The sequence below is a fragment of the Synechococcus sp. RedBA-s genome, assembly GCF_024345495.1.
Classification (GTDB): domain Bacteria; phylum Cyanobacteriota; class Cyanobacteriia; order PCC-6307; family Cyanobiaceae; genus Regnicoccus_A.
In genome coordinates this window covers 24609-45678 of sequence record NZ_JAGQBF010000013.1, presented here as the reverse complement: position 1 = coordinate 45678, position 21070 = coordinate 24609, and the positions used below count along the sequence as shown (strand labels likewise).

The 21070-nt window shown below is 68.3% G+C and carries 27 protein-coding genes and 1 other RNA gene; 12 read left to right on the top strand and 16 right to left on the bottom strand.

The window, feature by feature from the left end:
• Positions 1–25: 25 nt before the first annotated feature.
• Complete coding sequence (locus tag KBY67_RS07200; RefSeq protein ID WP_255110246.1) at positions 26–205, bottom strand: hypothetical protein; 180 nt, start codon at positions 203–205, stop codon at positions 26–28.
• A 27-nt stretch (positions 206–232) separates the two neighbouring features.
• Positions 233–334, bottom strand: coding sequence for a cytochrome b6-f complex subunit PetN (petN, locus tag KBY67_RS07195; RefSeq protein ID WP_255092813.1), 102 nt, complete (start codon positions 332–334; stop codon positions 233–235).
• Between the two features lie 67 nt (positions 335–401).
• On the opposite strand from petN, the gene clpS reads away from it, so the two are divergent.
• Both clpS and KBY67_RS07185 read left to right on the top strand, forming a co-directional pair.
• Positions 402–692: an ATP-dependent Clp protease adapter ClpS gene (gene clpS / locus KBY67_RS07190; RefSeq protein WP_255110244.1), complete on the top strand. Its 291-nt coding sequence runs from the start codon at positions 402–404 to the stop codon at positions 690–692.
• A gap of 71 nt (positions 693–763) precedes the next feature.
• A complete protein-coding gene (locus tag KBY67_RS07185) occupies positions 764–1045 on the top strand; it encodes a DUF2103 domain-containing protein (RefSeq protein WP_255110242.1) in 282 nt (93 codons plus the stop codon).
• 3 nt (positions 1046–1048) lie between these two features.
• Here KBY67_RS07185 and ssrS read toward each other — a convergent pair.
• The 3 genes from ssrS to KBY67_RS07170 all read right to left on the bottom strand — a co-directional run bounded on the left by ssrS (position 1049) and on the right by KBY67_RS07170 (position 3498).
• Positions 1049–1230: non-coding RNA, 6S RNA (gene ssrS, locus KBY67_RS07180), on the bottom strand.
• 6 nt (positions 1231–1236) lie between these two features.
• Positions 1237–2487 (bottom strand): 5-(carboxyamino)imidazole ribonucleotide synthase, encoded by a 1251-nt coding sequence (locus KBY67_RS07175; RefSeq protein ID WP_255110240.1) that lies wholly within the window; start codon positions 2485–2487, stop codon positions 1237–1239.
• 87 nt (positions 2488–2574) lie between these two features.
• A complete protein-coding gene (locus tag KBY67_RS07170) occupies positions 2575–3498 on the bottom strand; it encodes a carbohydrate ABC transporter permease (RefSeq protein ID WP_255110238.1) in 924 nt (307 codons plus the stop codon).
• A gap of 21 nt (positions 3499–3519) precedes the next feature.
• On the opposite strand from KBY67_RS07170, the gene recQ reads away from it, so the two are divergent.
• The 4 genes from recQ to KBY67_RS07150 all read left to right on the top strand — a co-directional run bounded on the left by recQ (position 3520) and on the right by KBY67_RS07150 (position 7408).
• Positions 3520–5361 (top strand): DNA helicase RecQ, encoded by a 1842-nt coding sequence (recQ, locus tag KBY67_RS07165; RefSeq protein WP_255110236.1) that lies wholly within the window; start codon positions 3520–3522, stop codon positions 5359–5361.
• 32 nt (positions 5362–5393) lie between these two features.
• The gene (aroB, locus tag KBY67_RS07160; protein WP_255110234.1) at positions 5394–6509 is read left to right on the top strand and encodes a 3-dehydroquinate synthase; all 1116 of its coding nucleotides are present in this window, start codon (positions 5394–5396) and stop codon (positions 6507–6509) included.
• Positions 6510–6974: 465 nt separating this feature from the next.
• Positions 6975–7136 carry a hypothetical protein gene (locus KBY67_RS14920; RefSeq protein ID WP_399214095.1) on the top strand — a complete coding sequence of 54 codons (162 nt, stop codon included), beginning with the start codon at positions 6975–6977 and terminating at the stop codon, positions 7134–7136.
• Positions 7137–7192: 56 nt separating this feature from the next.
• On the top strand, positions 7193–7408 hold the full coding sequence (locus tag KBY67_RS07150; protein ID WP_255110309.1) for a Nif11-like leader peptide family natural product precursor: 216 nt from the start codon (positions 7193–7195) through the stop codon (positions 7406–7408).
• A 322-nt stretch (positions 7409–7730) separates the two neighbouring features.
• On the opposite strand, the gene KBY67_RS07145 is transcribed toward KBY67_RS07150, so the two are convergent.
• The 10 genes from KBY67_RS07145 to KBY67_RS07100 all read right to left on the bottom strand — a co-directional run bounded on the left by KBY67_RS07145 (position 7731) and on the right by KBY67_RS07100 (position 15372).
• Positions 7731–8243, bottom strand: a complete 513-nt coding sequence (locus KBY67_RS07145; protein WP_255110232.1) for a DOMON-like domain-containing protein — start codon at positions 8241–8243, stop codon at positions 7731–7733.
• A 113-nt stretch (positions 8244–8356) separates the two neighbouring features.
• The gene (locus KBY67_RS07140) at positions 8357–9490 is read right to left on the bottom strand and encodes a phosphotransferase enzyme family protein (RefSeq protein ID WP_255110230.1); all 1134 of its coding nucleotides are present in this window, start codon (positions 9488–9490) and stop codon (positions 8357–8359) included.
• A complete protein-coding gene (locus tag KBY67_RS07135) occupies positions 9483–9764 on the bottom strand; it encodes a hypothetical protein (RefSeq protein ID WP_255110228.1) in 282 nt (93 codons plus the stop codon). Before KBY67_RS07135 ends, KBY67_RS07140 begins: the two co-directional genes overlap by 8 nt.
• Before the next feature lie 60 nt (positions 9765–9824).
• On the bottom strand, positions 9825–10886 hold the full coding sequence (locus KBY67_RS07130) for a lytic transglycosylase domain-containing protein (protein ID WP_255110226.1): 1062 nt from the start codon (positions 10884–10886) through the stop codon (positions 9825–9827).
• Positions 10887–10959: 73 nt separating this feature from the next.
• Entirely contained in the window at positions 10960–11700 is a 741-nt protein-coding gene (locus tag KBY67_RS07125) for a VIT family protein (RefSeq protein ID WP_255110224.1), read from the bottom strand.
• An 80-nt stretch (positions 11701–11780) separates the two neighbouring features.
• The gene (locus KBY67_RS07120; RefSeq protein ID WP_255110222.1) at positions 11781–12569 is read right to left on the bottom strand and encodes an ABC transporter permease; all 789 of its coding nucleotides are present in this window, start codon (positions 12567–12569) and stop codon (positions 11781–11783) included.
• Positions 12569–13357: an ABC-2 family transporter protein gene (locus KBY67_RS07115; protein ID WP_255110220.1), complete on the bottom strand. Its 789-nt coding sequence runs from the start codon at positions 13355–13357 to the stop codon at positions 12569–12571. Before KBY67_RS07115 ends, KBY67_RS07120 begins: the two co-directional genes overlap by 1 nt.
• Positions 13354–14331 carry an ATP-binding cassette domain-containing protein gene (locus KBY67_RS07110; protein ID WP_399214108.1) on the bottom strand — a complete coding sequence of 326 codons (978 nt, stop codon included), beginning with the start codon at positions 14329–14331 and terminating at the stop codon, positions 13354–13356. The genes KBY67_RS07115 and KBY67_RS07110 overlap by 4 nt, the downstream gene beginning before the upstream one ends.
• A gap of 50 nt (positions 14332–14381) precedes the next feature.
• The gene (locus tag KBY67_RS07105; protein WP_255110216.1) at positions 14382–14807 is read right to left on the bottom strand and encodes a hypothetical protein; all 426 of its coding nucleotides are present in this window, start codon (positions 14805–14807) and stop codon (positions 14382–14384) included.
• Positions 14808–14856: 49 nt separating this feature from the next.
• Complete coding sequence (locus tag KBY67_RS07100) at positions 14857–15372, bottom strand: pentapeptide repeat-containing protein (RefSeq protein WP_255110214.1); 516 nt, start codon at positions 15370–15372, stop codon at positions 14857–14859.
• A 51-nt stretch (positions 15373–15423) separates the two neighbouring features.
• Between KBY67_RS07100 and KBY67_RS07095 the strand changes: the two genes are divergently transcribed.
• Positions 15424–15834, top strand: a complete 411-nt coding sequence (locus KBY67_RS07095; RefSeq protein WP_255110211.1) for a YraN family protein — start codon at positions 15424–15426, stop codon at positions 15832–15834.
• Here the strand turns inward: KBY67_RS07095 and KBY67_RS07090 are convergent.
• Positions 15819–16148 (bottom strand): hypothetical protein, encoded by a 330-nt coding sequence (locus KBY67_RS07090; RefSeq protein ID WP_399214091.1) that lies wholly within the window; start codon positions 16146–16148, stop codon positions 15819–15821. The two genes, KBY67_RS07095 and KBY67_RS07090, sit on opposite strands and share 16 nt — an antisense overlap.
• A 79-nt stretch (positions 16149–16227) precedes the next feature.
• Here KBY67_RS07090 and rsmA point away from each other — a divergent pair, with 79 nt between their 5' ends.
• From rsmA to secD, 5 genes are all read left to right on the top strand, one after another.
• Entirely contained in the window at positions 16228–17043 is an 816-nt protein-coding gene (rsmA, locus tag KBY67_RS07085; protein ID WP_255110209.1) for a 16S rRNA (adenine(1518)-N(6)/adenine(1519)-N(6))-dimethyltransferase RsmA, read from the top strand.
• Entirely contained in the window at positions 17036–18055 is a 1020-nt protein-coding gene (gene ispE, locus KBY67_RS07080) for a 4-(cytidine 5'-diphospho)-2-C-methyl-D-erythritol kinase (RefSeq protein ID WP_255110207.1), read from the top strand. The genes rsmA and ispE overlap by 8 nt, the downstream gene beginning before the upstream one ends.
• Positions 18052–18366 (top strand): DUF3082 domain-containing protein, encoded by a 315-nt coding sequence (locus tag KBY67_RS07075; protein WP_255110205.1) that lies wholly within the window; start codon positions 18052–18054, stop codon positions 18364–18366. Before ispE ends, KBY67_RS07075 begins: the two co-directional genes overlap by 4 nt.
• Before the next feature lie 201 nt (positions 18367–18567).
• Positions 18568–19551: a pyruvate dehydrogenase complex E1 component subunit beta gene (locus KBY67_RS07070; RefSeq protein WP_255110203.1), complete on the top strand. Its 984-nt coding sequence runs from the start codon at positions 18568–18570 to the stop codon at positions 19549–19551.
• A 1-nt stretch (position 19552) separates the two neighbouring features.
• Positions 19553–21067: a protein translocase subunit SecD gene (gene secD / locus KBY67_RS07065; protein ID WP_255110201.1), complete on the top strand. Its 1515-nt coding sequence runs from the start codon at positions 19553–19555 to the stop codon at positions 21065–21067.
• Positions 21068–21070 lie beyond the last annotated feature (3 nt).

Genomic DNA, 21070 nt, shown 5'->3' with positions numbered 1-21070 from the left:
TGACGGGGAGGTCAGCTCCGTAGGTTCAGCGCCGTCCAGAAGACAGACGACCTGAGGAGGAGGCGGGCCGTGGGGCCCGCTTGGCCCGGCGACGGTCACGCCATTCGATCGTGGAGAGGTAGATCACCCCGCCCGTGACGAAGACCAGCAACACCGAGGCGGTCAGCGCCAGGACATTGGTGCTGGAGAGGGAAAAGTCAGGCATCCGGGTGAGGAGTGGGCCCTGGGGCGATCAGAAGTTGATCGTGCCGTCGCCGTTGCGGCCCCAGACCACCATGGCGATCGAAAAGCTGAACAGAGCAGCCAGGGAAGCCCAGGCGAGGGAGATGAGCATGGGATCGCCCAAGCAACGGTCGTTCAGACTTTACCTAGGATGGGGTCGACTCAGACGCGATCCAACGATGGCTGCCCCGGGAGTCCAGACGATCCCGGCGGGGATCCGGCAACGCCAGCCCTATCCACACCTCCGTGTCGTTGTGCTCGACGACGACGTCAACACCTTTCAGCACGTGGTGAATTGCCTGGTGCGCTACCTGCCCGGCATGGGACCCGAGCGGGCCTGGGAACTGGCCCATCAGATTGACTCTCAGGGTTCTGCCGTGGTCTGGAGCGGACCCCAGGAGCAGGCCGAGCTCTACCACCAGCAACTCAGCCAGGAGGGCCTGACGATGGCGCCTCTGGAGCGGGACTGAGGGACTGATCCCCAGCCAGGTTCAGGGCCGGCATGGCCCTGCCTAGGCTTGCTGAACGGTGAGAAAGTCCCATGGGCCGGGTCGTGATCACCCACAGCACGTATGTGGAAGGCCTGATTCCCGTGCTCAAGGCCCTGGCGCGGGACGAGGGCATCGACACGATCACCCCGGCCGTGATCAGTCGCGTCAAGGGTCACAGCCCTCGCCTGCGTCTGCGGGTGTCGGTTCCGATCAACGGGGGCTACAAGCTGCTGGCCCGCCGCGGCAGCACGGCCCAAGAGGTGTTCGTGCTCACCAACTGGCCCAGGGAGCAACTGCAGGACCGCCTGGAGCTGCTCTGTCTCAAGGCTTGAAAAGGGTGAACCACCGTGCCGTCTTGCCCCAGTGTTCGACCTGGTAGAACCAGAGGAGCAGTCAAAGTGGGGCTTCGTTTCCGGCAACGGGGCCGGTGTACGTCACCGTCACGACAGACCACCCACGTCGAAGAGGGAGTCAGATCAGAACCTGTGAAAGGCAGTCACCAACACAGCAGTTCAGGGAAACTCTAAGGGGTAATCGCGGGTGGCAGAGGCCAGATCGCCCGCACCTCCGCCAGCCGCAGGGCGGCCTCCTTGGCCCGCTCGACCGTCCCTGAAGCCTGCAGCTCCAGGGTGATGTGACCCAGCTTGCGACCGGGCCGGGCCAGACGTTTGCCGTACCAGTGCAGGTGGGAGGACTCCAGAGCCTCCAGGGCCTGGCGTTGCCTGGCGTAGGCCGCTGTGGAGGTCTCGAAACCCAGCAGGTTCACCATCAAGGTGCCGGCCAGCTGCATGGAGGTGTCGCCGAGGGACTCCCCCGAGACGATGCGCACCTGCTGGGCGAACTGGCTGGTGGCACAGGCCTCGATCGTGTAGTGGCCGGAGTTGTGCGTGCGCGGGGCGAGCTCATTGATCAGAAGTCCCGAGGGCCCGTAGAAGAACTCGATCGCGAGGACACCCTCGTAATTAAGGGCCGCCAGCAGCGAGGCCGCCACGTTGCGGGCCCGGGACTCCACCGCCTGGCTGGCGGCCGCGGGAGCGAGCACCCAGTCGCAGATCTGATCGTGCTGGTGGGTCTCCACCAGCGGGTAGCACTGCACCGCCCCGAACTGATCACGGCAGGCCACCAGCGCCAGCTCCCGCTCGAAGGCCACGAACTCCTCCAGCATCCACAGGCTGGGGTCCACCGCCTCGATCAGAGCCTCCAGTTCCGCCTGGCTGTGGATCACCCGGGTGCCACGGCCGTCGTAGCCGCCCCGCACCGCCTTGGCCATCAGCGGGAAGTGGAACCCCGGCGGAGGCTGGGGGGGCAGAACCGGCGCTGGCTCCTCCGCTCCAGCGTCCCCGGGCTCAGCCCCTGAGCTGGCGGGCTCCTTCAGCTCGGCCGGAGCCGGGGGGATGAGGATCTCCTCCAACGCAAACCAGCGGGGCGAGGGCAGGTGCAACCGCTCCAGCAGCAGGCGCTGGCGGCGCTTGCAGACCAGATCCGCCAGGGACTGCAGCCGGGGGAGGAACACCACCCCCTCCTGCTCCAGCGGGGCGAGGGTCTCGAGGTCGAGCCACTCGTTCTCGAAACTGATCGCCGTCGCCTTCTCCGCCAGACGCCGGGTGGCCTCCAGATCCGCCAGCGGCGCCCGCACCACGCTGGTGGCCAGCCGGGCAGCGGGATCGGAGAGCTCCGGAGTCTGCACATGCAGCTCGATACCCAGCTTCCGCGCCGCGGCCGCCAGCATCCAGGCCAGTTGGCCGCCCCCCACCACGCCGATCCTGCCGCCCATCGCTGACCTCCCGGACCACGCGGCGCCAGGGCCACGCACCAATTCAGAAGCTTGCCATTCCCTCGCCCAACCCCCTCTTGGCCCGCCTCAGCTGAAGCCCTTCTCGCCCACCGCCAGGAACCGCAGCAGGCTGAAGATCAGCACGATCAGGAACAGGGCCAGGCCCACCGTGCAGGCGTAGCTGATCTCCAGCTCGGAGAACGCCTGGTCGTAGACGTAATAGACGAGGGTGCGGGTGGAATCGGCTGGCCCCCCCTGGGTCATCAGGTACACCTCCTCGAACACCTTGGTGGCGGCGATGGCGGAGATCACCCCCACCAGGGTCAGGTAGGGCCGCAGCAGGGGCAGGGTGATGTCGAGATGACGGCGCCAGCCCTCGCTGCCATCGAGGGCGGCGGCTTCGTAGAGCTCCGGCGAGATGCCCTGCAGGCCCGAGAGATAGATCACCATGTAGTAGCCGAGGCCCTTCCAGAGGGTCACGAGCATCACGGCGGGCAGCGCCAGCCAGGGGGTGGTGAGGAAGCCAATCGGTGTGAAGGCCTCCCCCAGCCAAGCCCCCAGCCAGCCATTGACCAGACCGTTCTCGGCGTAGAGCCAACGGAAGGCGATGGCCGCCACCACGATCGACACCAGCACCGGCGTGTAAAAGGCGGCTCGGAACAGGTGAATGCCGGGCAGCTGGCGGTTCACCAGCACGGCCAGCGCGAGGGAACCCAGCACGATCGGCGGCACCACCCCGATCAGATAGAGGAAGGTGGTGCCCAGCACCTGCAGGAACACCGGGTCAGCCAGCAGCCGCCGGATGTTGGCCAGGCCGATGAAGCGCAGCGGTTCGCTCACATCAAGGCCGGTGGCGGTGAAGCTGATCACCAGGGCCATCGCGGCCGGGACCAGCACCGAAACACTCAGCAGCAGCAGCGCCGGCGTCAGAAAGCCCCAGGCCGTGGCGCTGCGCCCCCACCAGGCCAAGCGGCGACGGGACGACGGTGAGGCAGCGGGGGAACCATCCATGGGGCCATTGTGGGACGCACCATGACGAGAGCCAGGGTCGTGCAGAGCAACTTCGGCGGCAGCGACCCGCTGCGGGTGCTGCGGGAGGTGTTCGGCTACGACCGGTTCCGTGGTCCCCAGGAGGAGATCGTGCGGCACGTGATCGCCGGCGGCTCCGGTCTGGTGCTGATGCCCACCGGTGGCGGCAAATCGCTCTGCTATCAGGTGCCGGCCCTCTGCCGGGAGGGCCTGGCGGTGGTGGTCTCACCCCTGATCGCCCTGATGGACGACCAGGTGCTGGCCCTGCGCCAGGCCGGGGTGAGGGCGGCGGCCCTGCACTCCGCTCTGGCGAGCGAAGCCGTGAGCGACCTCTGGCGCCAGTTGCAGCGGGGCGAGCTGGATCTGCTCTACGTGTCACCGGAGCGGCTGCTGGGCGGAGATCTGCTGGAGCGTCTGCAGGAACGTCCCCTGGCCCTGTTTGCCATCGATGAGGCCCACTGCGTCTCCCAGTGGGGCCACGACTTCCGCCCCGAGTACCTGCAGCTGCAGGCCCTGGCCCAGCGCTTTCCCCAGGTGCCGCGGCTGGCCCTCACCGCCACCGCCGATCCCCGCACCCGCGGCGAGATCATTCAGCGCCTGGCCCTGGAGCAGGGTCGGGTGTTCCTGGCCAGCTTCGATCGGCCCAACATCCGCTATCTGCTGCGACCCAAGCAGGAGGCCAGGGAGCAGCTGCTGGCCTTCCTCGAGGAGTTCCGAGGCGAAGCCGGCATCGTTTACGCCCGCTCCCGCAGCCGGGTGGACAACTTCGCCGCCCTGCTACAGGCCGCCGGCCATGGGGCGGTGGGCTATCACGCTGGCATGGACGCGAGCCAGCGCTCCAGCGCCCTCAGCCGCTTCCGCAATGACAGCGGCGTGGTGGTGGTGGCCACGATCGCCTTTGGCATGGGCATCGACAAACCGGATGTGCGCTTCGTCGCCCATCTGGATCTGCCCAAGAGCCTGGAGGCCTACTACCAGGAAACCGGCCGTGCGGGGCGCGACGGCCTGCCCGCCACCGCCTGGATGGTGCACGGACCGGGGGATGAGCCCCAGTTGCGGCGCTTTATCGAAGACTCTGAGGCCGACGCCGCCCAGAAGCGGATCGAGCACGGCAAGCTCGACGCCCTGGTGGGCTTCACCGAGGCGCCGGGTTGCCGCCGTCAGGTGCTGCTGGCCCATCTGGGCGAAGCCCTGGCGGAGCCCTGCGGCAACTGCGACCGCTGCCTTGAGCCCCAGGTGCTGGAGGACCGTACGGTGGCGGCCCAGAAGGCACTCTCGGCGGTGTGGCGCACGGGCCAGCGCTTCGGCGCCGCCCACCTCACCGATGTGCTGCTGGGTGCTGACACCGCCCGGGTGCGATCCCTCGGCCACCAAAGTCTCAGTGTGTACGGCATCGGCAAGGAGCTGAACCGCGAGCAGTGGCGCACCCTGCTGCGTCAGCTCACCAGCCAGGGCTGGCTGGAGCCGGTGCCCGAGGGCCGCGGCGGGTTGCGCTGGGGGGAGGAGGCGCGGGTCAGGAGCCTGCTGCGGGGAGACCTGAACCTGGAGCTGCCCGCCGCCCCGCCGCGCCAGGAGCGCAGGCGGGCTGCAGCCGCCGCCGCCGCTGAACCTGAAGCCGATGCCAGCCTGATGACGGCGCTCAAGGACTGGCGCCGGGCCCAGGCCCGTGAGCAGGGGGTGCCCCCCTACGTGGTGTTCCACGACCGCACCCTGGCGGAGCTGGCGGCGCGGCGTCCGGCGCGCCTGGCCGACCTGGGCCAGGTGAGCGGCATCGGCGCCACCAAGCTGGACCGCTACGGCGAGGCGGTTCTGGCGGTGATCGAGGGCTGGCAAGCCCAGACCTAGCCTGACCAGCCTGCCTGCCGCACCGGCCGAAGATGATCCCGCCCCTTTCGATCGAGGTGGCCCTCAGCAGCCAGCCTTACTCGGTGCTGATCGGCAAGGGCAGCCTCGATCAGCTCGGCCCGCTGATCCGCTCCAGGGGAGTGGCGGCCGCCACCAAGGTGCTGGTGGTGACCAACCCGGTGGTGGAGAGCTTCTATGGCCCCAGGGCCCTCGCGAGCCTTCGCGGTGCGGAGCTGGAGCCCAGCCTGCTGGTGCTGGACGCGGGGGAGGATCAGAAAACCCCTGCCAGCGTGGCCCTGATCCACGACAGGGCCCAGGCCCTGCGGCTGGAGCGCAGCTCCTTGATCGTGGCCCTCGGCGGCGGGGTGGTGGGCGACATGGCGGGCTTCGCCGCCGCCACCTGGCTGCGCGGGATCGCCGTGGTGCAGGTGCCCACCACCCTTCTGGCGATGGTGGATGCCTCGATCGGCGGCAAGACCGGGGTCAATCACCCCGGTGGCAAGAACCTGATCGGGGCCTTCCACCAGCCCAGGCTGGTGGTGATCGATCCCAGCAGCCTGGCCACGCTGCCGGAGCGGGAATTCCGCGCGGGCATGGCCGAGGTGATCAAGTACGGCGTGATCGGTGATCTCCAGCTGTTCAGTGAGCTGGAGGCCGCCGCCGACCTCTCCAGCCTGGAGGCTGTGGGAGACGACCTGCTGCAGCGGTTGCTGGAGCGATCCGCGGCGGCCAAGGCCCGCGTGGTGGCCGCTGATGAACGGGAAGGGGGGTTGCGCGCAATCCTCAACTACGGCCACACCCTCGGCCACGTGGTGGAGACCCTCTGCGGCTACGGCACCTACCTCCATGGCGAGGCGGTGGCAGTGGGGATGGTGGCGGCCGGCGAGCTGTCGGTGGCCATGGGCCTCTGGAGCCGGGCCGAGCAGCAGCGGCAATGCGCTCTGATCGCCAAGGCCGGCCTGCCTGTGCAACTGCCGCCCCTGGATCCAGAGGCGGTGCTGCTCACCCTCCAGAGCGACAAGAAGGTGAGAAGCGCTCAGGTGCGCTTCGTGCTGCCCACGGCCATCGGCCAGGTGGAGATCCGCAACGACGTGGCCGCTGATCAGATCCGTGCGCTGCTCAGCTCAGACGCTATGGAGCCGGGCTGAGGCATCGGGCTGCAGGCTACGGCTCAGCCTTCGCCGCCCTCTCCACCTTCTCCCCCTTCCTCCTGCTTCATACCGTCGTGATTCCCCGGCTTCTCCGGCTTGCTGGAGGGCTCAGCGCCGGGGCTGCCCAGCTCGCCGGCTTTTCCATCGCCGGCGAGCTGGGCTTGGGCGCCTCGCTCTGACCGCAGCCAACCACACCCGCAGCCAAGCCAGCCGTGGCCAGCATTAAAGCGATGCTGGAGCGGTTCATGGGCGAAAGCGAAGCAATCCGAGCCATTGCTCACCATTCGCCATGCGCTTCCTCCTCGAACCCCTGCTCCAGCCGCAGTGGCAGCGGCGAGGGCTACGGCAGCTATGTCGACAATGCCTTCATGGCCGGCGGCCGCTCCGACCTCTCCTTCACCGTGTTTCTCAGTAATCCAGACGCCTACAGCGGCGGCGAGCTGGTGCTGCGGCTGGTGGCCGGTGGGCTGGATCCAGAGCCGGGTGCGCCGGGCCGACCAGCGCGAGCTGCTGTTCGAGCTCGACACGGCCCGGCGGGCGATCTTCAGGCGCGACGGCAAGGATGAGGTGTTTGATCTGATCAGCCGCAGCTACACCAACCTGCTGCGCCAGTGGGGGGAGTGAGACCGGCGGCCCCGGCAGGAGCCATGCTGGGGACCACCACGATCGGCCCGCCCGCCATGTCCCAGGAGCAACTCAGGGCCTTTCTCGCCAGGGTTCAGGACGATGGGGAACTCAGGCGTCAGGTGCTGGGTTCCTCCACCGCCGATGACGTGGCCAGGATCGCCACCTCCCTGGGCTTCGATGTCTCCGGCGACGAACTGCTGCGGGCCTCCGGCAAGCGCATCGGCAGGGTGACGATCACCAAGCAGGACATGCCCGGCGAATACAACTGAGCGACAGCGGAGTCAGCCTGGACTCCACGGCAGGCCAGCAATCAGCAAAGATGAAGAACAGCCATTCCCACTCAAGATTTATGCCGAAGATTCATGTTGAAGACTCACGCTGAAGTTTTCCAGCGGAGATTCTGGTCAAAGATTCAAACCAGAGATTCGAATTGGTGATCAATGCTGGTGATCAAAGCGGATCGGCGTTTGAAGTCAGATGACAGGCTCACCCCCTATGCCAGACTACGTACGGATCGGCATGTCACGATGACGATGCTTTCGGGCAGGAGCTTGGGGTGGTGGTTCACTCTGGGCTCTTCCACCCGCCAGCTCACAGGTGCAGCGCCAGTCCGTCTCGCCGGTGGAAATCGGCCACTGGGCCGGGATGGGTCACGGCCCAGTAGCTGAGTAGCCCCTGGCGCTGCTCGATCACCGCGCAGACCCCAGCTTCGAGGGGTGAAGAGGGGGGGTGAAGGTCGTCCGGTAGAGGCAAAACCAGTTCCAGCTCAAGGGATCCGCTCAGGAGCCTGAGCGCGAAGGGCAAGGCCTGCAGCGAGGGCTCGATCTCCATCCCCTGGCGATAGCCGCTGAAGCGGTAGACGTTCCAGTGGCCGGCGGCTGAAAGGTTCACTTCCCAGTAGGGCGGCTGCCCTTCGGCGGCAAGGAAAAGCTCGAAACAGGTGCTGCGCCAGAGATCATCACGGCGTTCTCGCCGGAAGGAGGGATCGGCCAGCACCACCGAGGCGAGATCACCACCGAGGCTCAGGTGCAGCTCCAGGGTCCCCGCCCGACGCCTGATCGCTCCGCTCAGCTCCAGGCCGGCTCCGGCCACTGCAGGAGTCACTGGAGCCGTGGGTGCAGCAGCATCGAACGCTGTGGGCGTGAGCTGACCCCGCCGAGCGTCCTCGGACTCGAAGCGGTGCAGAACAAACCCCTGCCAATCCGAGCTGGGTGCCTTCATCGAATCGCCGCCACGACGGCCTCGATGGCCGCGTGCTGCGCCTCGATGCTCCTGGTGAGCTGAAACTGAACCCTGGCCCGCAGCAGGTTGTGCCCCCTGTAGCGGGTCTTGAAGTAGACATCACCGGCGAGATGATCGGTCAGGAAGCGCAACCCCAGCTCGAAGCTGATCACCTGGATGGCCACAACGATGTGGTCGTAATCGGCGGGGGTGAGGAAGGAGCGGGCCACGCTGCCGTAGCCCCCGAGCAAGGCCTCGCACAGCCCCAGATCAAACTGCACCTGCCGCCAGTCCTCGGTGTCTTCCCCCAGGGGATTGCAGGCGGAGCGCAGGCAATCGCCGATGTCGTAATGAATCAGCCCGGGTTTGACCGTGTCGAGATCGATGAGGGCCACGGCCTGGTCGCCCTCCAGATCAAGCATGACGTTGTTGATCTTCGGATCACCGTGGATCGGCCGCTGGTGCAGGAGTCCCGCGGCGCTGGCCTGCTCCAGCACCGGCACCAGGCCGCGGCGCTGCTCCACGAAGGCCAGGCAGTCGCTGAGTTCGGGGTCAGTGGAGGCTCCGAGCCGGCCGAGCACCTGATCGAACTGTCGCAGATAGGTGGGGGTGACATGGAACCCCTCCAGGGTGTCGGCCAGGTTCTCCACGGGCAGATCACTGATCAGTTGGTGGAACATGCCCAGGCCGAAGCCGATTTCACGGGCATGGCCGCTGTGGCCGATCCGCTCCAACGAATGGGCCCGATCCACAAAACCCAGGGCCCGCCAGAAGCTGGAGCCTTCCCACACCCAGGGGAGACCATCGGCGCAGGCAAGAAACACCCGAGGCACCTCCCAGCGGCGCCCGGCCAGCTCCCTGGGGGGCTCCAGCAGTCGCCGGGCCACGTGCTCACTGAAGGCCACCAGGTTGGCCATCACCGCCTCGGGGTCCGTGAACACCACCGTGTTGACCCGTTGCAGCACCACGGCAGGGCGCTCCAGCTCCCCCAGCCGCACCAGATAGGTGTCGTTGACGTTGCCGTTGCCCAGGGGGTCGATGCCGCTGATCGGGCCACCGAGATCGAAGCGCTCGGCGATCGCGCTGAGTGCCCTGAAGGCGTTATCTCCGCAAAGTGCCGGATCACTCATCGACTGGGATGAGCACGGTGGTCTGCAGGCTGTCGGTGCCGAGGTGGTCGGTGATCACCCAGATGGACAGCCCCTGGCCCAGGTCGTAGACGCTGCGCAGCCGGCCGCACTGGTGATAGGCCGCCAGGGTGTTGGCCCTGGCATCGCGGGCATCCACCTCACCCCAGTCGCCGCGGCGGTGGCGGGCCACCAGGCGTTGCAGGGTTTCCAGATCCAGCCATTCCCGCACCTGCGGGCAGACGTGCACGGGCCCGAGCACCAGACGAGCGCTCATCCCTCCACTCCACCACGGCACCAACGACCAGCGGCGGCCAGCGCAATTTCCACGCCGCCTTCAGGCTCCACGGTTGGCGGCCGGCGGGGCGCTGGCGGGGAAACGCTGGAGGTAGAGGGCCACTGGGATGGGTTTGGTCTGGGAGTAGCCCACGGGCAGCCAGAGGTCACCGGCATTGGAGGCATAGTGGATTTCCCAGTGGTAGAGGCTGGTGTAGGCGGCGGGATCCTCGCGCAAAAGGGCGGCGTAATGGAGGACGGCCTTGCCGTAGTAATCGCTGTTGTTGTAGCCCCAGAGCCCCTTGCGAATGTCCTTGAGCCCACCCCGCCGCACCAGGTAGCGAGCGGCGGCATGGATGGCGTCGTGGGGATCGCGGATGTTGCCCTTACCGATCCCGGGCTCCGCCCAGGTGGTGGGCAGGAACTGCATCGGCCCGCGGGCATCGGCCACCGAAACGCCATCAATCCGGCCCATCCCTGACTCCACCAGATTGACGGCCGCCAGCACTTCCCAGTCGATGCCGGTGGCCGCGGCGGCACTGCGGTAGTAGCCCAGCAGCTTCTCCGCTGGCTCCGGCGCCACGATCCGCCAGGCGGGCAGGGTGGGACTGCCCGGGCCGCGGCGGCGCATGGAGAGAAAGGCCCGGCGGGCCCCCAGGTGATGGTCCAGCACCGCCTGCCAGCGGGGGGAAAGGCGCTGCCGCACTTCCTGGGCCTGGCCCTCGCGCACCGCCAGCACCCGCAGGATCACCTGCTGCTGGTGGCCCAGGGCCGGCAACGACTCCGCCGGGGTATCGGGCGAGCGCAGGGCTTCCTCCAGCGACACCAGCAGGTCGGCCACCACCTGGGGATCGCCGGGCACCAGTGGGTAGTGGCGGCCATCAGCCGCCAGGGGCAAGCCCGGCTGCGAGGGCAGCAGCACCACCGTTGAGGACGAGGACGGAGACGGCTCTGCCGCCTGGGGCGGATCCGGAGCGGGAACCTCAGTGGGCGGTGCGGGTGCCTCCACCGCCGCCAGGACGGGATCCGGCAGCCGTGGCCCCAGTGCCACTGCGGCGCCGATCCCCAGGACCGGCAGTCCCGCCAGGGCCAGCAGGCCCCATCGGCGCAGGTGAGTGGTCATGGCGGGATCCGGCGGCTGGTCGCAGGCAGGACCTTATCGGTGTTCGCCTTGATCTGACACGCATCTGTGCTGCTCAGACCGAGACCCCCAGCAGGGAGCCGATCAGGGCCGTGGCCGCCATCGCCAGCGCTCCCCAGAGGGTGACGCGCAGGATGGCGGTGCCCAGCCTGGCGCCACCGGCCCGGGCGGAGACCCCACCGAGCACGCCAAGGAACACCAGGGAGGTGAGTGAGACCCCCAGCGCGATCCGGGAGGCGGGCAGCAGGGAAGCGGTGACCAGGGGCAGGGCCGCTCCGATCGAGAACATCACCGCCGAGGTGAGGGCGGCCTGAACCGGCCGGGCGGCCAATGCCTCGCTGATGCCCAGCTCATCACGGGCATGGGCGCCGAGGGCATCGTGGCGGGTGAGCTGCAGTGCCACCTCGCGGGCCAGGGCCGGATCCAGGCCGCGATGCACGTAGATGCCGGTGAGCTCCGCCAGCTCCGCCGCCGCATCATCAACGAGCTCCTGACGCTCCCGCGCCAGGTCAGCCTGCTCGGTATCGGCCTGGGAGCTGACCGAAACGTATTCACCGGCCGCCATCGACATCGCCCCGGCCACCAGTCCGGCCGCTCCGGCCACCATGATCGCGCCGTGCTCGGCCTCGGCCGCTGCCACCCCCACCAGCAAGCTGGCGGTGGAGACGATGCCGTCATTGGCCCCGAGCACCGCAGCCCGCAGCCAGCCCACCCGGTTCGTGCGGTGTTTCTCCTGATGGCGGCTGCCATGGCCGTGAGGCAGGCCGTCTCGCAGTCCGTCTCGTTGCTGTGCCACGGGGGTCCTGTCGAAAGCCTGAATCAGGCCGCACAACGACCCGGGGACCCAGTTTCGTCCTTGCGGCTACGCCGGCGCTGTCAACTGGAGGCCGAGGTGTAGTAGCGCAGGGCATGGCGCCAGAGAACACGGCTGAGTGTCAGGGACAGCAGCGCCATCCCCAGGCTGGCCAGCACCCAGGACGGCGTGGCACGACCCAGGATCGCTTCCGCCGGCACGGTGGTGAGAAAGGCCACCGGCAGCACCAGGGTGAACAGGGTGCGCAGGGCGGGGGGGTAGGCGCTGACGGGGAAGCGGCCGGCCACAAGGGTGCTGCGCAGCACCTCCGTGGCGTTCCAGACCTTGACGAACCAGATGCTGGTGGCCGCCAGCACAAACCAGAGGCTGTAAAGGATCAGGGCACTGCTGAGCAGCAGCAGGGCGGTGCCCAGCAGGGTGGGCAGCGAGGGGCTGGCCCCCGCCCGCCGCGCCGCCAGCCCGATCAGTGCCAGCCCCGCCAGCACCCCGGGCAGACCCCAGGGGGAGAAGCTGCGGGCCGAGAGCCAGAACTGACTGTCGATCGGCTTGAGCAGCACGAAATCGAGGCTGCCGGTGCGCACATGGTTGACGATCGCCCCCAGGTTGGGCTGCAGCAGGGTGCTGGTGTAGCCATCGAGCAGGGTGTAGATCCCCAGCACCACCAAGGCCTCATCCCAGCTCCAGCCGCCCAGGCCATGGCCGCGGCCGTAGAACAGCGCCAGCAGCACCACGCTGCCGGCCAGGTTGCCCAGCACCGAGAGCAGCTCAATCAGGGCATTGAGCGGATACTCGAGCTCCATCGCCAGCGACGACGACCAGAAGGACCCCAGGCTGCGCAGATAGCGGCCCATCAGGCCCCCATGGCCGCGTAGCGCCGCAGCCCGGCCCGCCAGAACAGCAGAAACAGGGGCAGCAGCAGAGCCGTCCAGGCAGCCATCGTGAACAGCCCCCCTAGCAGGTCCACCTCGGCGCCGGAGAGCAACCGAGCCGGGAAGTCGACCATCGAAGGGAAGGGGGTGGCCAGTGCCAGGCGGCGCAGGGCGGGGGGGAAGGCCTCCAGCGGCGCCACCAGCCCGGAGAGAAAAAGGTAGGGGATCAGCAGCAGGCGCTCCAGCGCCGCTGCCCGCTCGCTCCAGAAGCAGGCCATGGTGATCACCGATTGCAACAGGAAGCGCAGCAGAAAAGCCAGGATGGTCACCAGCAGGCCCAGCAGCCAGGTGGAGGGAGGCGGCCAGCCGCTGGCCCCGGCCCCCAGCAGCCAAACCGCCAGCACGATCGCCAGTACGAAGGGCACCCGGGTGGCCTGCTCGGCGATGTGGGCCGCCAGGTAGCGCCAGAAGGGGTGAAGCGGTTGCAGCAGATAGGGGGAGAGCCGTCCCTGCAGGGCGTCCTCTTCGAAGATGTGGATCACCCACACCACCGTGAACTGACGAACGACAAAGGCCGCCAGGAAGTAGCGCCTCAGCTCCGCCGGGCCGAGGCTGAGATCAGCGGCCGCGCCGGCCCCACTCCAGAGCGCCAGCATGATCAGCGGCAGCAGACCGGAGAGGGCCCAGAGCGCGATCTCGGCGCGGTACTCGAGCATGTAGGCGTATTGCACCGAGAGCAGCACCCGCGCCAGCCTCAGGGAGCGTTTCATCCCACCGTCCCCTCACGGAAGAGGCGGCCAATGATCTCCTCCACCGGCGGATCGTTCACCTCCAGATCGAGCACCGGGAAGCTGGAGAGCAGCCGCGAGAGGGTGGCCGTGAGCTGCTCCCGCGACACCAGCAGCCGCAACCGCTGACCGATCAGGGATTCCAGTTCACCGAAACCGGCGAAGGCCTCCGGCGGATAGGGCGCCGCCAGATCGCAGCAGACCTCTCGGTAGGGGGCCAGCCGCTGGGTCAGCTCCTGCAGGCTGCCGTCATAGAAGAGCCGGCCCTGGTGGATCAGCAGCACCCGCTGGCAGAGGGCGGTGATGTCGCCCATGTAATGGCTGGTGAGCAGCACGGTGGCGCCGGTGCGACGGTTGTAGTCGGCGAGGAACTCACGCACCCGCACCTGGGCATTGACATCCAGCCCGAGGGTGGGTTCATCGAGGAAGAGCACGGAGGGGCGATGCAGCAGCGCCGCCAGCAACTCGGCCTTCATGCGCTGACCGAGCGAGAGCTTGCGCACCGGCCGGCGCAGCTCCTCCCCCAGCTCCAGCATTTCGGCGAGCTCCTCGATACGACGCCTCGCTTCGGCCTCGGGGATGCCGTAGACCGCCGCATTCACGCGCAGGGAATCAAGCGGTGGCAGATCCCAGATCAGCTGCTGCTTCTGCCCCATCACCAGGGTGATCGTGCGCAGGAAGGACGCCTGACGGCGGAAGGGCCTGAAGCCCGCCACCTCCACCGCCCCGGCACTGGGCTCGATCAGGCCGGTGAGCATCTTGAGGGTGGTGGTCTTGCCGGCGCCGTTGGCCCCCAGGAAGCCCACCACCTCGCCGGGCTCAATACTGAAGCTCACATCCCGCACCGCCGGAATGTCCTTGAGGCGGCGGGCAAAGAAGTGGCGCAGGGTTCCACCCAGGCCAGGCTGCTTGTCAGCCACCCGGAAGCTCTTGCCGAGCCCCTGGGCCTCGATGATCGCCATCTAGGACAGCCCCGGGAGCCGGGGGCTGGCTGGGCCGATGGGCCTCAATCCCCCTCCTCGTCTTCGAGCAGGAGGGAATGGAAGGCGGTGTAGAGATCGGCGTGCTCGTCCGCCAGGCGGGGGTCGGCCCGGGGGGAGGTGCTGCGGCCGGGGGTAGATCGCCGGCTGGGCTGGCCGGCTGGGCTGGGGGTCTGGCCGGCCGGCGCGCGCCGCTCGCTGGCCTGCTGGGCCGTGCGGCTGGCTTCGAGGGTGCGCAGGCGCTCCATCAGGTGGGGCGGCACGCTGCCGTCGGGGCTCACCTGCATCAGCTCCCGGAAGAGCTGCTCCGGGTCGCGCTCCAGCTCCACCGGATGGCGCTGCTCGCTGGCCCTGGGCTGGGCACTGGCGGGCGCCGCCGGTGCCGGCAGAGGCTGGGGCAGCTGGCGGCCCAGCTGGCGAAGGCGCTCGAGGCTGTGGGCGTCGAAGCTCATGGCAGCGGGGACGGGGGCATCAGGGACCTTGGGATCGGGGACCTTGGGATCAGGAGCAGCCGAGGCTCTCACGGGTGGAGCGGCCCGTGACGGGATTGGTGCCGCTGGCGATGGCGCAGAGGGAAGTGAGCACGTCCCCGCGCAGGGGCACGTTGGTGAAATCAGCCCCGTCGATCGCCACGTCGGCGAACTTGGTGTTGAAAGCGAAGGCATCTTCCAGCACGGCTTCGCGCAGGTCGGTGCCTTCGAGCACGGCCGAATCCAGGGTGGCTTCACGCAGGTCGACACCATGCATGTTGGCGTCCTGAAGCTTGGCGCCGAACAAGCTGGCGTTGCGCATGTCGGCGCCGGAGAGGTTGGCGTCGCGCAGGTTGGTGAGATTGAAGGTGACGCCGCGCAGGTCTGCGTCGTGGAAATCAGCACCGATCAACACCTGTTTGGCGTAATCCATCGCCGCGCTGGCGGGAGCGGCCGGCAGCAGGAGCAGCAGGAGCAGCAGGGCCAGCAGGCCGCAGCCCATCCAGGTCACCAGGCCCGAGACCAGCGAACGCAGCGGGGCAGCCATGGCAGGGAAGGGACAGGAGGGGAACCCTAGGAAAATCCGGCGGCCAGCCCCTTGAGCCAGAGCAGAACGCAACGCGCCCGCAGCCGCAGCGCCCTGCCGGGGGCCTGGGCCGAGCAGCGGGCCCTGAGGCTGCTGCGCCAGCGCGGCTGGCGGCTGCTGGCCAGCCGCTGGCGCTGCCGCTGGGGGGAGCTGGATCTAGTGGTGGCCAAACCGGGTCGGCTGCTGGTGGTGGAGGTGAAGGGACGCCGTCGCAGCGGCGCCGATGGCTGGGGAGTGGCCGCCCTTGGCGCGGGCAAACGCCGGCGGCTGGCCCGGGCGCTCAGCTGCTGGCTGGCGGAGAACCCCCGGCAGGCCCAGCTGCCCCTGGAGGTGGTCTGTGCGCTGGTACCCCTGCCACCGGCGTCCGGTGCGGTGCGCTGGCTGCGCCTGGAGGACCTCCCCCTGGTTCAGGGCGAGGGCTGATCCCGCTGTTGGTCTGGCAGTTGCTCTGCTGGCCGGCTGAACTCCACGATGCAGCGGTAGCGGTAGTTGCCGGTGCCCACCATCATCTGCTGGCAGCGGTGCCGGCCCGGGATGGCACCACGCGGCACCAGTTGCCGGGCCCGCTCCAGGGCGTTCTCCCTGGTCCAGACGGAGTCGGCACTGACACTGCCCGAGCGGGCCGGCGCCACGCCCACCAGGGCAACTGCTGCAGCGGCCAGGCTGCACAGCCACCACGTCGGCCAGCGGGCCAGGGCCGCCCTGGGGGAGTGCTTGATCACGGGGCCCATGGCCACCTGGAGGATTTGTGCTCCAGAACTAGCCAGGACAGCGCCGCCCGGCCGGGCAATCTGGTGAACCTGCCCGATCACGCCCATGTCCTTCGGGGGCCACCAGACCCGCAAGCGCTTCGGCCAGCACTGGCTCACCGACACCGCCGTGCTGGAGCGGATCGTGGCGGCGGCGGAGCTGCAGCCGGGTGAGCGGGTGCTGGAGGTGGGTCCGGGCCGCGGAGCGCTCACGCAGCGGCTGCTGGCCACAGGGCTGGGGGAGCTGCACGCGATCGAACTCGACCGCGACCTGGTGGCCGGCCTGCGCCAGCACTTCGCTGGGGATACTCGCTTCCAGCTGCTGGAGGGTGACGTGCTGCGGCTGGATCTACCCGCCGCCGACAAGGTGGTGGCCAACATCCCGTACAACATCACTGGTCCTCTGCTGGAGCGGCTGGTGGGCCGCCTCGATCGCCCCCTGGCCGTTCCCTATCAGCGGCTGGTGCTGCTGGTTCAGCAGGAGGTGGGCGAGCGCATCCGGGCGCTGGCCGGCAGCAGCGCCTTCAGCGCCCTGAGCGTGCGCCTGCAACTGCTGGCGCGCTGCCGCTCGGTCTGCGCCGTGCCGCCCCGCTGCTTCCAGCCGCCGCCGCGGGTGATGTCGGAGGTGATCGTGCTCGATCCCCTGCCACCGGCCGAGCGGCTGGAGCCAGAGCTGGCCACACGGCTGGAGGGTCTGCTCAAGCGCTGCTTCGCGGCCCGGCGCAAGATGCTGCGCAACTCCCTGGCCGGGCTCTGGAACGAACCGGAGCTGGCCGAGCGCGCCCAGCGGGCGGGAGTGTCGCTGCAGCAGCGGCCCCAGGAGCTCTCCCCCGAGCGCTGGGTGGAGCTGACCCGCCAGATCTGCCCAGCCACCCATGACTGACCTGCGCCCCATGGACCCCTTCCCAGTGGATGAGCTGACCGTGGAGGCGCCGGCCAAGATCAACCTGCATCTGGAGGTGCTCGGGCTACGGGCCGATGGCTTCCACGAACTGGCGATGGTGATGCAGAGCCTCGATCTGGCCGATCGACTGACGATCGCTCCGCGAGGCGATGGGGCGATCGTGCTGCACTGCGGCACCAGCACCCTTCCCACCGACGGCGGCAATCTGGTGGTGCGGGCCGCTGAGCTGCTCCGGCAGCACGCCGAGCGGCCGGAGCTGGGGGCCACGCTTCAGCTGGAGAAACGCATCCCCATCGGCGCCGGCCTGGCCGGTGGCTCCAGCGACGGGGCCGCGGCCCTGCTGGGGCTGAATCGGCTCTGGGGGCTCCAGCTCGATGCCGCCAGCCTGCTGCAACTGGCGGCGCAGCTGGGCTCGGATGTGCCCTTCACCCTCAGCGGCGGCACCCAGCTCTGCTTCGGCCGCGGGGAGAGGCTGGAGCCAGTGCTGCTCCCGGCCGCGGCTCCAGCGGTCCTGGGATCCGAGGTCGCGGGGCCCGAGGAGCTGGCGGTGCTGCTGATCAAGGATCCGGCCGCCAGTGTCTCCACCCCCTGGGCCTATGGCCGCTGCCGGGAGCTGCGGGGCGACTTTTACCTGGAGCGCGAGAGCGAATTCGAGCAGCGGCGCCAGATCCTGCGCGATGGAGCGCTGCTGGCAGCCCTGAGGGGGCAGCGGGCCCTGCCGCCCCTGCGCAACGACCTGCAGTCGGTGGTGGAGCCGGAGCAGGAGAGCGTGCGCACCGGGCTGGGGCTGCTGCGCCGTGCGATCGACCCCCTGGCGGTGGCGATGAGCGGTTCTGGTCCCAGCCTCTTTGCCCTCTTCGCCGGGCTGGAGCGGGCCGAGGCGGCCCGTGAGCAGTTGCACGACGCCCTAGCGGCGGAGGGATTCGAGGCCTGGTGCTGCCGCTGCAGCCACCAAGGGGCGAGGATCATCGCAGCAGTTCAGGCCCCATGAGCACTCCGGAGCCCAGCGAGTCCCCAGCGAGTCCGCCGCGCAAAGGGCCCCTCAGTTTTCTCTCCGGCGCCCTCACCAGCGGCCTGCTGGCCTGGGTCTGCCTGGGGCTGAGCCAGCGGGTTGTGCGCTGGTACAGCCTGCATCCGCCGCAGTACAGCAAGGCCTTCGCCCAGAGCATCGGCACCGCCATGAAGACGCTGATAGTGGGCATGAGCTTCCTGGCCACCTTCACCTTCGCCTTCGTCGCCCTGGGGCTGACCCTTGTCTTCATTCGCAGCCTGCTGCCGGTGCGCGAAGCCGAGCCTTCCTAAGCTGAGAATGCTTCCTTTTTCACCATGACTCCCCACGACCTCGGCCTGCTGGCCCTGCTGCTCTCCCCGGGCATGCTGCTCTCGGTGCTGCTGCTGGCCACCTTCGCCGCCGGGGGCTGAGGGCCGCCGCCGGCTCCTTTTCGCCGACACCTGAGATAAGTTGGCCGCTCCACCGGCACTCGCCGGGTTCGCACACCGTCCGTGGCCGAGACCCTTCTCTTCAACGCCCTGCGCGACGCCATCGACGAGGAGATGGCCCGAGACCCCTACGTGTGCGTGTTCGGCGAGGACGTCGGCCAGTACGGCGGCTCCTACAAGGTCACCAAGGATCTCTACGAGAAGTACGGCGAACTGCGGGTGCTTGACACCCCGATCGCTGAGAACAGCTTCACAGGCATGGCCGTCGGTGCCGCGATGACGGGCCTGCGCCCGATCGTGGAAGGGATGAACATGGGCTTCCTGCTGCTGGCCTTCAACCAGATCTCCAACAACATGGGGATGCTGCGCTACACCAGCGGTGGCAACTACACCATCCCAACGGTGGTACGCGGCCCCGGTGGGGTGGGTCGCCAGCTGGGGGCGGAGCACAGCCAGCGCCTGGAGGCCTATTTCCATGCGGTGCCTGGCATCAAGATCGTGGCGGTGAGCACCCCCACCAATGCCAAGGGCCTGATGAAGGCCGCCATCCGCGACAACAATCCCGTGCTCTTCTTCGAGCACGTACTGCTCTACAATCTCAGTGAGGAGATCCCCGAGGGGGATTACATCTGCTCCCTGGATCAGGCCGAAGTGGTGCGTGAGGGCACCGACGTGACGATCCTCACCTATTCGCGCATGCGCTATCACTGCCTCAAGGCGGTGGAGCAGCTGGAAGCCGATGGGGTGAGTGTGGAGCTGATCGATCTGGTCAGCCTCAAGCCCTTCGACCTGGAAACCATCACCCGCTCGATACGCAAAACCCACAAGGTGATCGTGGTGGAGGAGTGCATGAAAACCGGTGGCATCGGCGCCGAACTGCTTGCGCTGATCACCGAGCACTGCTTCGACGATCTCGACGCCCGGCCCATCCGCCTCTCCAGCCAGGACATCCCCACCCCCTACAACGGCGCCCTCGAGAATCTGACGATCATTCAGCCGAGCCAGATCGTGGAAACGGCGCGCCAGCTCAACGCGGGCACGATCTGAGATGGCACGTCAGCAGGGGCTGTTCGCCCTGATCCTGGCCCTGGCGATCGCCGCCGGGGCCGTTCTGTTCAGCTTTCCCCTGCAGCTCGGCCTCGACCTGCGCGGCGGCAGCCAGCTCACCCTGCAGGTACTGCCGGCCGGGGCCATCAAAGCGGTGAAACGGGAGCAGCTGGAGGCCGTCAAGGAGGTGCTTGATCGCCGTGTCAACGGGCTCGGCGTGGCTGAATCCACCCTGCAGACCATCGGTGACGACCAGCTGGTGCTGCAGCTGCCGGGAGAGCAGGACCCCACCCGGGCCGCCAAGGTGTTCGGTACCACCGCTCTGCTGGAATTCCGCGCCCAGAAGCCAGGCACCGAGCAGGAGATGCAGGGGCTGCTGCGGCTCAAGCGTCAGGCCCAGTCGGTGCTCGACCTCAGCCGACGGCGCACCCCAGCGGATCCGGCTGATCCCGTGGCACCAGACCAACCGCCGGCCCCGGTCCCCAGCTTCCCCGCCGAGGATCTGGCCAAGGCCTTGCGAGAGCTCGGGGTGGCGGTGCCGGCAGGGGCCGGTGAAACCGAGCAGATCGAAGCCCTGCTCGATGAAGTGAACAAAAGGGTGGTGGCCCTTTACGAGCCCGCGCTGCTCACCGGCAAGGACCTCGTCGGCGCAGGCCGGCAGCAGCAGCAAACGGGCACCGGCTGGGACGTGACCCTGAACTTCAACCGCCAGGGCGGCGAGGCCTTCGCCAAGCTCACCCAATCGATCGCCGGCAGCAACCGCCTCCTCGGCATCGTGCTCGATGGCCGTTCGATCAGCGAAGCCTCCGTAAGCCAGGAGTTCGCCGCGGCCGGCATCACCGGGGGTGCCGCCAGCATCACCGGCAACTTCACGGCCGAAGAAGCCCGCGACCTGGAGGTGCAACTGCGAGGCGGCTCTCTGCCCCTGCCCGTGAAGATCATCGAGGTGCGCACCGTCGGCCCCCTGCTGGGGGCGGAAAACATCCGCAGCAGCCTGGTGGCCGCCCTTGCGGGTCTGGCTCTGGTGGCCGTGTTCATGGTGGTGGTCTATCGGCTGCCCGGGGCCGTGTCCGTGGTGGCCCTCAGCCTCTACTCCCTTTTCAACCTGGCCAGCTATGCCCTGATCCCCGTGACCCTCACCCTGCCCGGTATCGCGGGCTTCATCCTCTCGATCGGCATGGCTGTGGATGCCAATGTGCTGATCTTTGAGCGGGTGAAGGAGGAACTGCGCTCAGGCAACACCCTTATCCGCTCGATCGACACTGGCTTCTCCCTGGCCTTTTCCTCAATTCTCGATGGCCATGTCACCGGCCTGATCAGCTGCATTGCCCTTTTTGCACTCGGGACTGGCCTGGTCAAAGGCTTTGCAGTCACCCTCGGCATCGGTCTGCTGCTCAGCCTGTTCACCGCCCTCACCTGCACCCGCGTTCTACTGCGCCTGATGATGAGTTATCCCAGCCTGCGGCGCCCCAGCTACTTCCTGCCCAGCCGCCAGCTGCCTTCGCCAGCCGCCTGAGCA

Excerpts from the sequence above, each read along its gene's own strand:
- KBY67_RS07135 (WP_255110228.1), bottom strand. The coding sequence starts at position 9,764 with ATGAGCGCTCGTCTGGTGCTCGGGCCCGTGCACGTCTGCCCGCAGGTG.
- KBY67_RS07175 (WP_255110240.1), bottom strand. The coding sequence starts at position 2,487 with ATGGGCGGCAGGATCGGCGTGGTGGGGGGCGGCCAACTGGCCTGGATG.
- KBY67_RS07140 (WP_255110230.1), bottom strand. The coding sequence starts at position 9,490 with ATGAGTGATCCGGCACTTTGCGGAGATAACGCCTTCAGGGCACTCAGC.
- KBY67_RS07150 (WP_255110309.1), top strand. The coding sequence starts at position 7,193 with ATGTCCCAGGAGCAACTCAGGGCCTTTCTCGCCAGGGTTCAGGACGAT.
- rsmA (WP_255110209.1), top strand. The coding sequence starts at position 16,228 with ATGTCCTTCGGGGGCCACCAGACCCGCAAGCGCTTCGGCCAGCACTGG.
- KBY67_RS07120 (WP_255110222.1), bottom strand. The coding sequence starts at position 12,569 with ATGGGCCGCTATCTGCGCAGCCTGGGGTCCTTCTGGTCGTCGTCGCTG.
- aroB (WP_255110234.1), top strand. The coding sequence starts at position 5,394 with ATGATCCCGCCCCTTTCGATCGAGGTGGCCCTCAGCAGCCAGCCTTAC.
- clpS (WP_255110244.1), top strand. The coding sequence starts at position 402 with ATGGCTGCCCCGGGAGTCCAGACGATCCCGGCGGGGATCCGGCAACGC.
- KBY67_RS07170 (WP_255110238.1), bottom strand. The coding sequence starts at position 3,498 with ATGGATGGTTCCCCCGCTGCCTCACCGTCGTCCCGTCGCCGCTTGGCC.
- petN (WP_255092813.1), bottom strand. The coding sequence starts at position 334 with ATGCTCATCTCCCTCGCCTGGGCTTCCCTGGCTGCTCTGTTCAGCTTT.
- KBY67_RS07105 (WP_255110216.1), bottom strand. The coding sequence starts at position 14,807 with ATGAGCTTCGACGCCCACAGCCTCGAGCGCCTTCGCCAGCTGGGCCGC.
- KBY67_RS07075 (WP_255110205.1), top strand. The coding sequence starts at position 18,052 with ATGAGCACTCCGGAGCCCAGCGAGTCCCCAGCGAGTCCGCCGCGCAAA.
- KBY67_RS07185 (WP_255110242.1), top strand. The coding sequence starts at position 764 with ATGGGCCGGGTCGTGATCACCCACAGCACGTATGTGGAAGGCCTGATT.
- KBY67_RS07130 (WP_255110226.1), bottom strand. The coding sequence starts at position 10,886 with ATGACCACTCACCTGCGCCGATGGGGCCTGCTGGCCCTGGCGGGACTG.
- KBY67_RS07100 (WP_255110214.1), bottom strand. The coding sequence starts at position 15,372 with ATGGCTGCCCCGCTGCGTTCGCTGGTCTCGGGCCTGGTGACCTGGATG.
- recQ (WP_255110236.1), top strand. The coding sequence starts at position 3,520 with ATGACGAGAGCCAGGGTCGTGCAGAGCAACTTCGGCGGCAGCGACCCG.
- ispE (WP_255110207.1), top strand. The coding sequence starts at position 17,036 with ATGACTGACCTGCGCCCCATGGACCCCTTCCCAGTGGATGAGCTGACC.
- KBY67_RS07115 (WP_255110220.1), bottom strand. The coding sequence starts at position 13,357 with ATGAAACGCTCCCTGAGGCTGGCGCGGGTGCTGCTCTCGGTGCAATAC.
- secD (WP_255110201.1), top strand. The coding sequence starts at position 19,553 with ATGGCACGTCAGCAGGGGCTGTTCGCCCTGATCCTGGCCCTGGCGATC.
- KBY67_RS07200 (WP_255110246.1), bottom strand. The coding sequence starts at position 205 with ATGCCTGACTTTTCCCTCTCCAGCACCAATGTCCTGGCGCTGACCGCC.